The sequence below is a fragment of the Sporosarcina sp. FA15 genome, assembly GCF_051550195.1.
Lineage (GTDB): Bacteria > Bacillota > Bacilli > Bacillales_A > Planococcaceae > Sporosarcina > Sporosarcina psychrophila.
On the sequence record NZ_CP188818.1, the window covers coordinates 2,440,355 to 2,453,290 of the forward strand.

The following is a 12,936-nucleotide window of genomic DNA, read 5'->3' on the forward strand; positions in this document are numbered from 1 at the left end:
GTGTTTATTTTAAGAACATTAAAGAAATCCATGGCACATACGTGATTATCAACAAAACGACTATAAGTGTTATAAAAGCCGGTATGATTTTCTTGACAATTTGCTCGATTTTTAAATTCGAAATGCCTGATGCCACGTATAGATTTAGTCCAAGAGGAGGCGTTATAAATCCAAGGCTTAAGTTGACAATCATTATTATTCCAAAATGGATTGGGTCAATGCCTAACCCCATAGCCAGTGGGAATAAGATTGGTGTCATAATAATAATTGCCGCGATTGTTTCCATAAATGTCCCTATTAATAAAAACAATAAATTAATAATTAATAAAAACACCAATGGGTTATCCGATATTGAAGTAACCACTTGTGCAATTTGATTTGGAATTTGTTCCAAAGTAAGTATTCTACCAAATATTGCTGCCGCGGCAACAATAATCATAATGGTTCCTGTCGTTAATGAAGAAGAAATAGTAACCTTAAAGAAGTCTTTGATATTCATTTCACGGTATACAAACATGCTTAATATAAAGCCATAAATTACAGCGACTACAGCTGCTTCAGTGGGTGTAAATATACTTCCATAAATACCGCCTAGGATTACGACTGGCATTAATAGGGCCCATTTACCCTCATTAATTGCTTGTAGACGTTCTTTCCAACTTGTCTTTGATGATTTTCCGAATTTATGTTTTTTCGCATAAAGTACTGCCCAAATGATTAATCCAACACCCATTAATATTCCCGGAACAATCCCTGCTAAAAACATATCACCAATAGATACATTAGCAGTCACTCCATAGATGACCATCGGTATACTTGGTGGGATAACAATCCCAATCGTCCCTGCCGCCGCAACAAGAGCCGTAGCAAATGGTTTGTCATAACCTTTTTTCACCATTTCCGGAATCATAATTGAACCGATTGCTGCCACAGTAGCAGGTCCTGACCCTGAAATTGCAGCAAAAAACATAGCAGTTAAAATGGTTGCGATTGCAAATCCTCCCGTGAAATGGCCAACAAATGCATTTGCCACTTTAAATAGCCGGGTAGAAATACCGCCTTTCCCCATTATATCTCCCGCCAATATAAAAAATGGAATTGCCATTAACGGAAATGAATCATTAGCAGTAAGTAAAACCTGAGTAATCAAATTGAACGGTAAATCTATTTCAGTCAAAAGAATCGTTAGGACGCTCGATATAATCAGAGCAAATCCTACAGGCACAGATAATAGCAGCAGTACAATTAAACAGATGAAAAGAAATATTGCTGGTGACATCAGTCTTGCACCTCGCTTTGGTTCGTCCATAAGTTAATGGAGACTTGTAAAAGTCGAATTGTTGTCAAAAGAAAGCCTACGGGAAGAGCTAAATACACAAACCACATTGGTATTTGCATGTTCGCCGAGGTCTGTCCAAAAATCATCATTTGTTGTACAAGAATATATCCTTCATATACAAAAAAAACTGATAGACTAAACACCAATAAATATACAATTTGCTTCATTACTTTTTGGACGATAGGTGGACATAAATCTAATATAATATCGATGCTAATATGCTTGTTTTCCTTAAATCCTATTCCAATAGTTAGAAATATTAACCAAATAAACAAATAGCGCGAAGCTTCCTCCGTCCAAGTGACAGAATCCCCAAAAACATACCTTGAAATTACTTGTACAAAAATAAAAATAGACATTGTAATCATAAATAGAGAAATAATAATCTTTTCAAATGAGTCGTCTATTTTTTTTATTATAGACATTTAACTCCCCCCAATAAAATTTATTAAAAAGGAGCATATCTCAATGCTCCATTTTAATAAATAAAGTTTTTTTACATGCCTACTTCTTTCATTAACTTATCGTAAATTTCTTCTCCAACTTCAGCTTTAACGTCACCATAAACTGTTCTCATTGCATCTTGAAATTCTTTTTTATGCTCCTCCGTTAACTCTACTACTGCCATTCCTTCTGCTTTCAATAGATCCAGTGATTTCGCCTCATCTTCTAAAGAAAGTTGTCTATTGTAATCACGCGTTTCAATAGCTGCATCCATAACAACATTCTGCAAGTCTTCAGGGAGCCCATCGTAAAACTTTTGGCTTATGATTACAGGCCATGGAGAATAAAGATGTCCAGTAAGTGTTAAATTATTCTGAACTTCAAAAAACTTCATCGCGTACATAAGTGAAAGTGGTGTTTCTTGAGCATCGACTGTTTTTTGCTGTAATGCAGCATACAGTTCAGTAAATGCAATTGGAGTTGCGTTAGCACCAGTTGCAGACCATGCGCCAATTTGCATTGGGCTTTCTAACGTACGTATTTTAATGCCCTTCATATCGCTGACACTTTCAATCGGTCTTTTATTATTTGTTAAATGGCGGAAACCATTTTCCCAATATACAAGTCCTTTAATTCCTTTATCAGAAAGCGAATCAAGAATTTCCTGTCCTACTTCACCGTCTAAAACTTTATATGCAGTTTCATGATCCTTGAAAAGATACGGTAGGTCCCAAAGTGCCATACTCTTTGAAAAAGATACTAACGGAGCAGATGATGGAAAAGTCATTGTTAAATTACCAAGTTGGATAGCCTCAATCATTTCTCGTTCCCCGCCAAGTTGACCATTCGGATAAATTTCCACTTTAATTTTCCCATCACTATTTTCTTCAACAATTTCTTTGAATTTCTCTATTGAATCTTGTGCGAAGTGATCTTGAGATGCCGCGTGTCCAACTTTGATAAGAAACCCTTTGTCATCTGAAGTTTTAGTACCTTCTGATTCTGTTTTCGAATCTACTTCAGAGCATGCTGCCATAATTACAGTTAATGTCAAAAGCATAAAGAATAACATCTTATTTTTCTTCATAAGTCAACACTTCCATTTCTTATTTATTCTTGGCTAAGGCTAATTCTTGTGCTACCGTTATAATCCAATCTTCTTGACCACCAACTGCTTCGAGTTCTGCTAACCTAGTCAAAATATCCCTAGCATCTACCCCATATTCTTTTCCAGCACGTTCTGCAAATAACAGGAATGATGAGTACACGCCAGTATAACCAAGTGTTAGACTGAGTCTGTCAATCTGAATTGGTCGTGGCATCATAGGTTTCATAATATTTTCCGCAGCATCCATTGCCTTATATAAGTCTAGATTATGTGGGATTTCTAACTTGTTCATGACTGCTATCAATTGTTCAAGTGCCGCATTTCCTGCCCCCGCCCCCATACCCGCGAGACTCGCATCTATTCGCATGGCGCCTTCCTCGATTGCTACTATTGAATTCGCAACGCCAAGAGATAGATTATTATGTGCATGGAAACCTACGGAGACGCCCAAATTCTCTTTAAATAATGACACTCTTTGGCGCACTCCATCCATAGTCAAAGCCCCTGCGGAGTCTACAACGTAAATGGTTTGTGCTCCGTAAGCTTCCATCTTTTTCGCTTCTTCAAGAAGATTTTCCGGCGTAGTCCTATGAGCCATCATTAGAAAACCTACTGTATCCATATTCAATGATCTAGCAGCTTTTATATGTTGTTCCGATACATCCGCCTCTGTGCAGTGTGTAGCAACCCTAACAACCGAAGCACCTAAATCATTTGCGTTTTTCAATTGATCGATTGTCCCGATTCCAGGAACTAGTAGAACCCCAATTTTCGCATTTTTAGCAGTTGCAACAGCTGTTGAAATCATTTCCGATTCTGATACCTTAGAGAATCCATACTGAATCGAACTTCCACCAAGACCATCACCATGTGTCACTTCAATAATGTCAGCACCAGCATCATCGATTATTTCAGTTAGTTGAGCAATCTGCTCTATACTGTACTGATGAGAAATAGCATGCATTCCATCGCGAAGTGTTACATCATTGATTATAATTTTTTCACTCATCAAACATTCTCCTTTTTAGCCATTGATGTAGCCATTAGTTCCCCTGTTCGCACAGCCGCAGATGTGATTATATCCAGATTGCCAGCGTATTTAGGTAGGTAATCTCCAAGTCCCTCAACCTCTACAAAAACCTTTACTATACCGTCTTTAATTTCTGGAGCTGAGATTAAGCGATAACCTGGTACATACCCCTGAACGACTTCCACTACCTTTAATATAGAATCGATAATTTCACTTTCTTTATTCTCGTAACCATCCGCAATTTTGGCGAAAATTGAATTTCTCATTAGAATTGGTGGATTAGCTGGATTTAATATAATAATAGCTTTTGCTTTCTTCGCTCCCCCGACTTTTTCCAAAGCGAGTGCTGTTGTTTTCGTAAATTCATCGATATTCTGTCTAGTTCCTGGTCCTGCGCCTTTACTAGCCGCAGTGGAAACAATTTCTCCATACTCCACAGGTACAACGTTTGAAATCGCTTTCATAATTGGCACAGTAGCTTGCCCACCGCATGTAACCATATTCACATTGTCATACTGTTCGATTGATTCTTCATTTGAGCTAACAGAAGGGACATAAAATGGGCCAATTGCTGCCGGTGTTAAATCGATTACTTTCTTTTCTAAGCTCTTCAATATTTCAGCGTGTTTATAATGGGCTTTTGCCGATGTTGCGTCAAATAGAATAACAGCCATACTCGAGTTTTCTTCAAAACCTTTTATTCCATTATCAAAGGTTTTTAATCCATTTTCTCGGGCCAAGGCTAGTCCCTTTGATTCCGGATCTACGCCAATCATCACCACTGGCTTAAGTGTTTCACTTCTAAGTAGTTTATACATTAAATCCGTCCCTATATTACCAGAACCTATGATGCCTACATTTGTTTTAGTATTCACTTTTCATTTTCATCCTCTCGTAACAATATGGCTGCTTTTTTATAAAACTCCAATGCACCTTTAAGGTGATATTCTAAGAGATCTTGTGCTTTCTTAAATTCTCCCATCTCAAGAGATTTCACTACCAATATATGTTCTTCAATAATTTCTTTTTGATGCCCAGCATAATCTGAAGTTACATTTATTAGCGTTTTCACTATTCCTTGCAACGACTTCCATAATTGTATTAATGTTTTATTCCCAGTGCTTTTTATAAGTAATTCATGAAATAGTAAGTCTGCTTCAACATCACGCTCCCCTTTTTCATGACCTTCCTCCATCAATTCAAGACATCGATATAGGTCGGCTTTTCCATTTTCAATATCCTTTGAAGTGAGCTGCGAAATTGCATACGTTTCAAGATTAATTCTTGTATTGTATAAGTTTTCAAGATCTTTAATTGAAAAACCCTCCACAGTCGTTCTTCCATTTGAATGTGTGGAGACAAGGCCTTCACTTTCAAGTTGTGTTATCGCCTCCCTGATAGGACCTCTACTGACGCCTAGTTCTTTTGACAAAATCGTTTCTTTTAAGTGAAATCCAGATTTTAAATGCCCTAACATAATCTTTTCCCTTAAAATCACCAAAACCTTTTCACCTGTTTTTTCCTTATTGATACTAACTAAATCAATATTACTCATTTTTCTCAACTCCACTTTGTTAACTGTTAACAATTTTTATTCTAGTTAGAATAGACTGAATTGTCAATACCTCTTTTTCCTAGGTTGATGTATATTTTTCCTACCACGAAATAAGATATAAACTTTCTCCGATGATAAGCTTGACGATAAAAGGTATAAATCTGTTATTAAAAAATCACTCATTTTCAATTTCCATGCTTATTCCAAGACATTTCATGCTTGGTTTACTCATATCAACATTACTTTTTTTCGATTTTATTAAGAACAAATTTAAACAAATGCTATTTCGTTTGTAACATTTTCTTTAAAGTTAAATGTATTGAGGTGATACTTTTTCAATAATTACAAACATATAAAGAGTTTATGTCATTACTAAGTTGTCAACTTTCACTAGAATACCTAGTCCTTCAGCTCCGATTTTTGATGTTAGTTCTTTTAGATTAGAAAGAACTCCAGAAAGTTGCAGCATATAAAGACGAGGGCAGTAACTTCGCATAGTCCAATCTTATGCGGAGACGTTGACAGCGTGGAATGAGGAATTGAGTCAAGCAGTTAATTGGTTTAACTTTAAGTACTAAAAAACTACTTAGGACAGATTATCCTAAGCGGTTTTTTCACTTGTATTATTTGGTTTCTGCTAATCTCCAAATTGCAAACTCTTGATTTTTATGTTTTTCAGAAGCCGTGATGGAGCCATTCGCAGTTGACATCACTTTCCCATAAATTTCTTCACCGACTTCTTCGATTGTGTTTAAACCTTCGATTATTTTACCGGCATTCACATCAATATGTTCGGACATAATTTCATACAATCTTTGATTCGTTCCAATTTTTATTACAGGTACGATTGGCGATCCTGTCGGAGAACCTTTACCTGTAGAGAACAAAACAATTTGTGCCCCACCAGCCGCGAGACCAGCTACCGATTCTACATCATAACCAGGCGTGTCCATGAAGATGAAACCTTTTTCTGATGGCGCTTCAGCATAATCAATAACTTCCATTAAAGTCGAATTACCGCCCTTTTTAATACATCCCAATGATTTTTCTTCTAATGTTGTTAACCCACCTGCCATATTGCCTGGCGTCGGATTTGCAGATCTGATATCTTCACCCGTGTCTCTTATGCGCTCCTCATATTCTCTCACTATTTTAAGGAACTTCTTTCCTACTTCCGGGTTAACTGCTCGTTGGGCAAGTATATGCTCTGCTCCAATCGCTTCCGTTGTTTCTGCTAAAATACTTGTCCCGCCGTCTTTTACTATGGAATCTGAACAAGCACCAATTGCCGGATTTGCAGTAACACCTGACCAGGCATCTGATCCACCACATTCTAGTCCGATAATTAACTCTGTAACATCTGCAGTTACTTTTGTCTCAGCTTTACTTCTATCCATTGCTTTTTCTAACCATTCTTTGCCTTCTTTAAGGACCATAGTAATTGGTTTGTCTTTATTAAAATAAACTACATGGACATGATGATTCTCATCTTTTAAAAGTTCTTCGATCTCTTGTGCAAGTTTGTCTTCACCCATCCCCAAAAATAAAGCGCCACTTACATTTGGATGCCCTGCCGTCCCTTTTAATGTCCGAATCGTCTGTTCATAGTCTTCCTTAAATTGAGCTTCTCCACTTTGATGCACGACTGGGATGACACCGGGGACTAGCTGCGCCATTTTCTTTGTGAAGCCCGCCAGCTCACCAACAGTGTTAATGACAATAACATGATTCCTGACACCTATACTTCCATTGGGTCTGCGATATCCTTCGAATGTTTTCATCGACTACACCTTCCTATTCAAACTTTAATGTATCAACCAAGAACCGTTTTAAACGGAAACAGCATGTTCTTTCAACGAAGATAACCGTTCTTTCTCATTTAGACCACGAACATTAAAAACATGTACATGGTGGCCTGGATGAATTTCTTCTGTTGACATCCCCATACATTCTCCATATTTAATAATTTTCTCTTCAAGTCCTATATAAGCAGTTGCTACTTTATGTCCATATGCAATAGCATTTTCCACTTTCAGCTTTTCATCTACACCTTGTATAGAAAGCAGTTCACCAGCTTTAATATTCGTTAGCGCAACAGCTACATTATCACTTACATTTAGTTTCAGTCCATTATATTTCATTTTCATTCCCCCTTTTTTATTATTAAAAGGTAGTTCCTATATGTGGAATAGAGAACTCTCCTAATTCGAATTTCTCAAGACTTGTTTGTTTTCCTGAACTAAAAGCGATAAGTTCTTTCATTAATTTCTCCACTTGTATATTCGTACTTTCTTCCGTAACAATATAATCCGTCAGTTCATCGAATGCGCCATTTGTGCTCTCCGGGGATATCGTCATACATGGTAACGCAATTGAACCCGTCAGGATTCCTCTGCTGCTGACAACTAGTACAATATTACAACCGCTTGATACCATAGTTGAGAATGTCTCAACTATATTAGTTGTGGCCGATGATAAATGGAGCCCTTTGCTTTGCGGCTTTTCATTATAATCAAGCAAGCTATTTATCGGGTTCGCCCCTGTTAATTCTGACTCTAAAATAGCAAAGTTTTTTTCTTCTTCAGTAAATCCTAAAACAATACTATGTTCTTTCTTAATTTCTTTCCACTGCTTCCGTTCTACGCCTTGGCCTAACTTTCTTAATCTGTTTGCCACTTCTTCATGATTGGTTCGTTCAGCTAATAGCAATCCTGCCGGCTCTAACGTTTCTGAAAGTCCCATAACAACCGTTGCATCGTTCTGTATTAATAGATCGATGAGTCCGCCAACGACAGGTGTGACTTTTCTTAACGTATCTTTATCTGTATCTACGGTTACAATCCCTACAATCAAATTGGATAGCGGTAGTTGTTCCCTTTTTTCTTCAGCAACTTCATTCGACCATTTCCCTACTATTTCAACGCCCCTATTTAGGGTATTCTCTCCTCCAGCCATTTGCTGAATTCCAATTCCTTTTACAGGCTTCGATTTGGGAATGCTGTGAAGCAAACCGCTTACTTGGTTCGTTTCACACCCCAATCCAACAAGAAGTGCAGAGTGAAGATTCGGATTCGAAGCGACTCCGACCAACATGTTTTTCGTCAATTGGAAATCATCACCGAGCTGTGCACAACCATTTGCATGGACAATCGGAATCGCTTTAGGGAAGCGGTCCGAAATTTCTTTAGCAATGACACTTGAGCACACAACTGAGCTGACAACACCGATATAATTTCTCGTACCGACAGTTCCATCTTTTCTTAAATAACCTTCAAATGTATATCCCATCTGTTTATCTCCCCCTTCATTAGTAGGTATTCCTTAATCACTTCGTTTAGATTATCCTTGTAAGTCTTCTACGACTGGCACGGTATCTTTTACCCTTTTCTCCTTAAGCACGGCAGATTCTACTCTTCCATCAATACCTTTTCGCCTTTGATATTTATCCGCAAGAATTACGGCAACAGGAACAAGTAATGAGGTAGAAATTGCGGCAATCGAGATTTGAGCAGTGGCAACGGTTGCAAGATTTTGATAAACAAGTGCGTCTGCCGTACTCATTAATCCAGATCCTGCAGCTACGGTAGCCGCTGCAGCAATTGCAGCAGGCGTAGCAACCGCATTTCCTGCCGTAGATGCTTCAGCCCAAGGTGCAATGACACTTTTCTCGCGGAAAATTTTAAATGCCAGTGCCATTGCGCCACCAGAAAGGATAACAGTCATTAATGCTAGTGCAACACCGGCACCCAACACTTCCGGATTAAAGAAGACGGATAGATTCATTCCTGCACCTAACGCAAAGGCAAAGAACGGAATTACCAATGATTCACCGGTAGATAAAAACTCTCGAATATCTTCATCCAAATTCCCAAGTAGCATTCCAAGCAATATTGGTAAGAGAACTGCGATGAAAGCAATCAATGGGAAATTGGCCCCCATCATGCCAAGTGCCATCAAGGTGAAGAATGGCCCATCATTAAGTGAAAGAACGGCTGTTGCACCTACGTCGGAACGATTTCCATATTGTCCTGTTAATGCAGCGAACATACCGCCATTCCCATTAGTCATTGCTGCGATAATTGCCAATGTAGATAATCCAAGGAAGCCATTGACCGGGTCAGATAGCAGACCCCAAGTAATCCCGACGATCACACCTGCAGCATACTTTGAAGATGTTAAAATAACACCTTTTTTTAGTGCTGCCCCTCCTACACGAAGGTTCATTTGACTCCCGGCACAAAATAGGAATAGCGCACATAATGTTAAAGCGCCATCTTTAAATAACGCTTGTGAAAAGCCTCCGATTTTGAAGAATTCATAATACCCGGCATCTGTGGCCGAGACGCCAAGACTTTTTAACATATTCATGATAAATGGAATATGAAGTTGATCTATCGTATTTAAAAACGCACCTGCCAATAATGGAACAACCATTAGACCCCCAGGAACTTTATCGATTGCCTTTTTAATTTTCATGTTTCATCCCCCAATTTTATTTTTTCAGCGAAAAATGTAACCGCTTTCACAGCTCCCGTAAATAGTTAACCAAGTCTTCAGTTACCTCAAGACGAAGATATACTTTCTTTTCGCTTACTTTCAAGCGGTACAGATTTGATAACGGAATTTGTAAGCGTTCCAATGTTTTCAATGAAAATAGATAACTGGTCTCCGTCCTTCAGCCAAACTTTCGGCTCTCTTCCCATTCCTACGCCAGGAGGAGTCCCTGTCGCAATTAAATCCCCTGGTTTTAACGTGATCGATTGTGACAAATAGGATAGGATATACGGTATCCTGAAAATCAAATTTTTTGTATTTGATTGTTGCATCACTTCATCGTTCAACGTTAAAGAGATACCCAAAATATGAGGATCTCCCACTTCATCCTTTGTCACAATAATCGGACCTATCGGTGCAAATGTATCCGCAGTTTTCCCCCGTACCCATTGGCCATCGGAAAATTGGTGATCCCTAGCGCTGACATCATTCATAATTGTATAACCAAAAATATATTCTTCAGCAGCTTCTTCAGTAACCCTCTTTGCTTCTTTACCAATTACAACTACAAGTTCTGCTTCAAAATCGACCTGAGAAGAATTAACAGGAATTTCGATTGCATCATTTTCACCAATAATCGCATTCGGATATTTCGAGAAAATCACTGGTGATGCCGGAGGCTCTAGTCCTGTTTCTAAACAATGATCCATGTAATTTAACCCGACACAAATAATCTTTTCAGGCGTTGAAACTGGTGCTGAAATTTCTATTTCTGATAATTTATACGAAATACTTGTAATATTTTCTTCGTTACTATTATAGAATTCAAGAAGTTCTTGAACATAAGGAAGTGCCGTTTCATTCATCTTAATCAGCTGTTCCATATCAATAAGAAACGTAGAATCTTCCTCGCTATACAACTCATGTAATGCTTTTAAATCCAAGACACTATCCTCTTGTAAAACACCAAGTCGTATTGTTGATTGATAACGAAAAGTCATAAACTTCATGCGGCTTCCCCCCGTCTGTAATCATCCTCCGAAATAAAAATACTTGAGCTAAGCTATTTTTTTGCAAATCTCAAGTATTATAAAGGCCTTATGTTGTTACTAGATTGTCTACTTTCACTGGTATACCCAGTCCTTCAGCTCCGAGTTTTGATGTTTTTGCTTCCGGATAATAACGTTCAATCATTTGCACACCTAGTGCCGTTCGGCGTACACGTTCTTGAGCTAGTTCTACATTTGTTTTCTCCCACTGTTTTCCTGAAGGATACACATCTGGATGATTACGAAGTCCGAATTTAATATAGACCGGAGCCAAAACACGAATGATTTCCGGAATTTCATAGTAGCGAAGGAAGCCACCTAAGTTATCCGGCACCTCAACATATAAGTCGATTGGAATATCGATGGATTGACGGATAGATGCAAGTTTGGCTAGCGTAAGCGCAGTTGGAACGTTGTATGTATCTGCGCCGAGATCTTGCATTAGCTTGACTGAAACGGGGTTTGCTGAGCCCATTTGAACAGATGCCTTCACTACAAAGTCTTCAGGCAATTGTCCTGCTTTTTTCATTTCTTTTGTCAGCATAAGCAGACCTTCATCCGCGACTAATGCACCACGCAAACCTAGTTCAGCGCCTCTTTTTAAGTCCTCCATTGCGTAAACTAATTGATCTGCTCCTTCATGGCGCAAGGCAATAGACTGGCCGCCACTTGTCAAGGGCTGTGCACTGATATCCCATGTTCCACGTGGCCCTACGAATAAGCTAAGTTCCATTCCCCTATCCGCAGTAAGCTCACACATTTCCTTAATTTCTTCATCCGTTTGAAGCATAATTCCACTTCCTTGGGACACTCTGTGAACAGTTAAACCACGTTTATCAATTTCAGCCAATGCTGCTTTTAAAGCAACCGGTCCTTCAACACTCGGAATTTCAATACGATATTGAGCGCCGTCTGGAAACGTTTTCGTTGATGTAGGAAGCTCTTTACAATCTGTTGAAGGGTACCCTAGTCTTTCTAATAGTTCGCGAGATTCTTTCATAATTTCATTCCTTCTTTCTTTTCAATTATTTTTAATAAAGATGAAACCTGTTCTGATAACTCAGCAGAAAATACATCAAATGGTGCCCGATGTCCTGCCTTTTCTGTAAACCATCTTTGATGAACAGCTTCTTTCATCGGCGTGAAAGAGGCTGGGCCAATCGTGTAAATCTCCATTAACTCGGAAAGTTTTTTATGTTCAATTTCAGCTCCGGCGAGATTTCCTTTTTGGTAGGCTTCATACAAACTGACCGAAACCTCGGGTGCGAAAACGCTACTTCCATTAATACTGCCTGCTGACCCAATCATTAATGCGGGTAATAAATGTTCATCAAATGCAGAAAAGACCCTAAATTCCTCCCTCACTGCTTTTACTTGTAAAATCATTTCTCGAATTTGACCAAGCTCACTTACAGTCGCTTTAATACCGCAAATATTCAAGTAATTCAAAGCGAGCCTTTTGACTAATTCAACAGACAGCGACTGACCTGTTAGGCTAGGTATGTTATATAGAATAATAGGCAACTTTGTACTTTCAGCGATGGTTGAATAATAGTTATATAACTGCTCTTCGGATAGTTTCCAATAATAAGGGTTGACCGCAAGTACTCCGTCAGCCCCGTTCGCTTCAGCATGTGAACATAATTCCAGTACATCTTTAAGCGCGGTATGGCCTATTCCCACCAATACAGGAACACGCTTGTTAATACTATTAATCATTTCACTTACATATAATTTTCGTTCAGCCATCGTTAAAGAAGTAAATTCACCCGAACTGCCTGTCAACAAAACACCATGAATACTATGTTTAAGCAGTTCCTCTACGTATCTTCGATTCAAATCTATATCAAGTTCTCCAGCTTCATCAAACAAGGTGACCACTGGAGGGATAATTCCACGAAACTTCATCTCACTTTG

At 38.6% G+C, this 12,936-nt stretch carries 13 protein-coding genes; all 13 read right to left on the bottom strand.

The genetic code is table 11. The features are described 5' to 3' along the window. Window positions 1-4: 4 nt before the first annotated feature. Window positions 5-1,279 carry a TRAP transporter large permease gene (locus tag ACP8HG_RS11730; protein WP_399628531.1) on the bottom strand — a complete coding sequence of 425 codons (1,275 nt, stop codon included), beginning with the start codon at window positions 1,277-1,279 and terminating at the stop codon, window positions 5-7. Next, on the bottom strand, window positions 1,279-1,764 hold the full coding sequence (locus ACP8HG_RS11735; protein ID WP_399628534.1) for a TRAP transporter small permease: 486 nt from the start codon (window positions 1,762-1,764) through the stop codon (window positions 1,279-1,281). Before ACP8HG_RS11735 ends, ACP8HG_RS11730 begins: the two co-directional genes overlap by 1 nt. A 71-nt stretch (window positions 1,765-1,835) precedes the next feature. After that, window positions 1,836-2,870 carry a TRAP transporter substrate-binding protein gene (locus ACP8HG_RS11740; RefSeq protein WP_399628537.1) on the bottom strand — a complete coding sequence of 345 codons (1,035 nt, stop codon included), beginning with the start codon at window positions 2,868-2,870 and terminating at the stop codon, window positions 1,836-1,838. Between the two features lie 19 nt (window positions 2,871-2,889). Further along, window positions 2,890-3,900, bottom strand: a complete 1,011-nt coding sequence (gene dmpG, locus ACP8HG_RS11745) for a 4-hydroxy-2-oxovalerate aldolase (protein ID WP_399628540.1) — start codon at window positions 3,898-3,900, stop codon at window positions 2,890-2,892. After that, complete coding sequence (locus ACP8HG_RS11750; protein WP_438298650.1) at window positions 3,900-4,739, bottom strand: acetaldehyde dehydrogenase (acetylating); 840 nt, start codon at window positions 4,737-4,739, stop codon at window positions 3,900-3,902. Before ACP8HG_RS11750 ends, dmpG begins: the two co-directional genes overlap by 1 nt. A gap of 53 nt (window positions 4,740-4,792) precedes the next feature. Beyond that, complete coding sequence (locus tag ACP8HG_RS11755) at window positions 4,793-5,476, bottom strand: GntR family transcriptional regulator (RefSeq protein WP_399628543.1); 684 nt, start codon at window positions 5,474-5,476, stop codon at window positions 4,793-4,795. 623 nt (window positions 5,477-6,099) lie between these two features. Further along, window positions 6,100-7,257: a UxaA family hydrolase gene (locus tag ACP8HG_RS11760; RefSeq protein WP_399628545.1), complete on the bottom strand. Its 1,158-nt coding sequence runs from the start codon at window positions 7,255-7,257 to the stop codon at window positions 6,100-6,102. 48 nt (window positions 7,258-7,305) lie between these two features. After that, window positions 7,306-7,617: a UxaA family hydrolase gene (locus ACP8HG_RS11765; protein WP_399628548.1), complete on the bottom strand. Its 312-nt coding sequence runs from the start codon at window positions 7,615-7,617 to the stop codon at window positions 7,306-7,308. A gap of 22 nt (window positions 7,618-7,639) precedes the next feature. After that, entirely contained in the window at window positions 7,640-8,764 is a 1,125-nt protein-coding gene (locus tag ACP8HG_RS11770; protein WP_438296364.1) for a UxaA family hydrolase, read from the bottom strand. A gap of 51 nt (window positions 8,765-8,815) precedes the next feature. Then, on the bottom strand, window positions 8,816-9,952 hold the full coding sequence (locus tag ACP8HG_RS11775) for a 2-keto-3-deoxygluconate permease (protein WP_399628553.1): 1,137 nt from the start codon (window positions 9,950-9,952) through the stop codon (window positions 8,816-8,818). Between the two features lie 86 nt (window positions 9,953-10,038). Further along, window positions 10,039-10,980 carry a fumarylacetoacetate hydrolase family protein gene (locus tag ACP8HG_RS11780; RefSeq protein WP_438296367.1) on the bottom strand — a complete coding sequence of 314 codons (942 nt, stop codon included), beginning with the start codon at window positions 10,978-10,980 and terminating at the stop codon, window positions 10,039-10,041. 88 nt (window positions 10,981-11,068) lie between these two features. Beyond that, window positions 11,069-12,019 carry a U32 family peptidase gene (locus ACP8HG_RS11785; RefSeq protein WP_399628555.1) on the bottom strand — a complete coding sequence of 317 codons (951 nt, stop codon included), beginning with the start codon at window positions 12,017-12,019 and terminating at the stop codon, window positions 11,069-11,071. Next, window positions 12,016-12,927: a dihydrodipicolinate synthase family protein gene (locus ACP8HG_RS11790; RefSeq protein WP_399628558.1), complete on the bottom strand. Its 912-nt coding sequence runs from the start codon at window positions 12,925-12,927 to the stop codon at window positions 12,016-12,018. Before ACP8HG_RS11790 ends, ACP8HG_RS11785 begins: the two co-directional genes overlap by 4 nt. Window positions 12,928-12,936: the final 9 nt, after the last annotated feature.

Excerpts from the sequence above, each read along its gene's own strand:
- ACP8HG_RS11780 (WP_438296367.1), bottom strand. The coding sequence starts at position 10,980 with ATGAAGTTTATGACTTTTCGTTATCAATCAACAATACGACTTGGTGTT.
- ACP8HG_RS11790 (WP_399628558.1), bottom strand. The coding sequence starts at position 12,927 with ATGAAGTTTCGTGGAATTATCCCTCCAGTGGTCACCTTGTTTGATGAA.
- ACP8HG_RS11765 (WP_399628548.1), bottom strand. The coding sequence starts at position 7,617 with ATGAAATATAATGGACTGAAACTAAATGTAAGTGATAATGTAGCTGTT.
- ACP8HG_RS11760 (WP_399628545.1), bottom strand. The coding sequence starts at position 7,257 with ATGAAAACATTCGAAGGATATCGCAGACCCAATGGAAGTATAGGTGTC.
- ACP8HG_RS11735 (WP_399628534.1), bottom strand. The coding sequence starts at position 1,764 with ATGTCTATAATAAAAAAAATAGACGACTCATTTGAAAAGATTATTATT.
- ACP8HG_RS11785 (WP_399628555.1), bottom strand. The coding sequence starts at position 12,019 with ATGAAAGAATCTCGCGAACTATTAGAAAGACTAGGGTACCCTTCAACA.
- dmpG (WP_399628540.1), bottom strand. The coding sequence starts at position 3,900 with ATGAGTGAAAAAATTATAATCAATGATGTAACACTTCGCGATGGAATG.
- ACP8HG_RS11730 (WP_399628531.1), bottom strand. The coding sequence starts at position 1,279 with ATGTCACCAGCAATATTTCTTTTCATCTGTTTAATTGTACTGCTGCTA.
- ACP8HG_RS11750 (WP_438298650.1), bottom strand. The coding sequence starts at position 4,739 with ATGTATAAACTACTTAGAAGTGAAACACTTAAGCCAGTGGTGATGATT.
- ACP8HG_RS11755 (WP_399628543.1), bottom strand. The coding sequence starts at position 5,476 with ATGAGTAATATTGATTTAGTTAGTATCAATAAGGAAAAAACAGGTGAA.
- ACP8HG_RS11770 (WP_438296364.1), bottom strand. The coding sequence starts at position 8,764 with ATGGGATATACATTTGAAGGTTATTTAAGAAAAGATGGAACTGTCGGT.
- ACP8HG_RS11740 (WP_399628537.1), bottom strand. The coding sequence starts at position 2,870 with ATGAAGAAAAATAAGATGTTATTCTTTATGCTTTTGACATTAACTGTA.
- ACP8HG_RS11775 (WP_399628553.1), bottom strand. The coding sequence starts at position 9,952 with ATGAAAATTAAAAAGGCAATCGATAAAGTTCCTGGGGGTCTAATGGTT.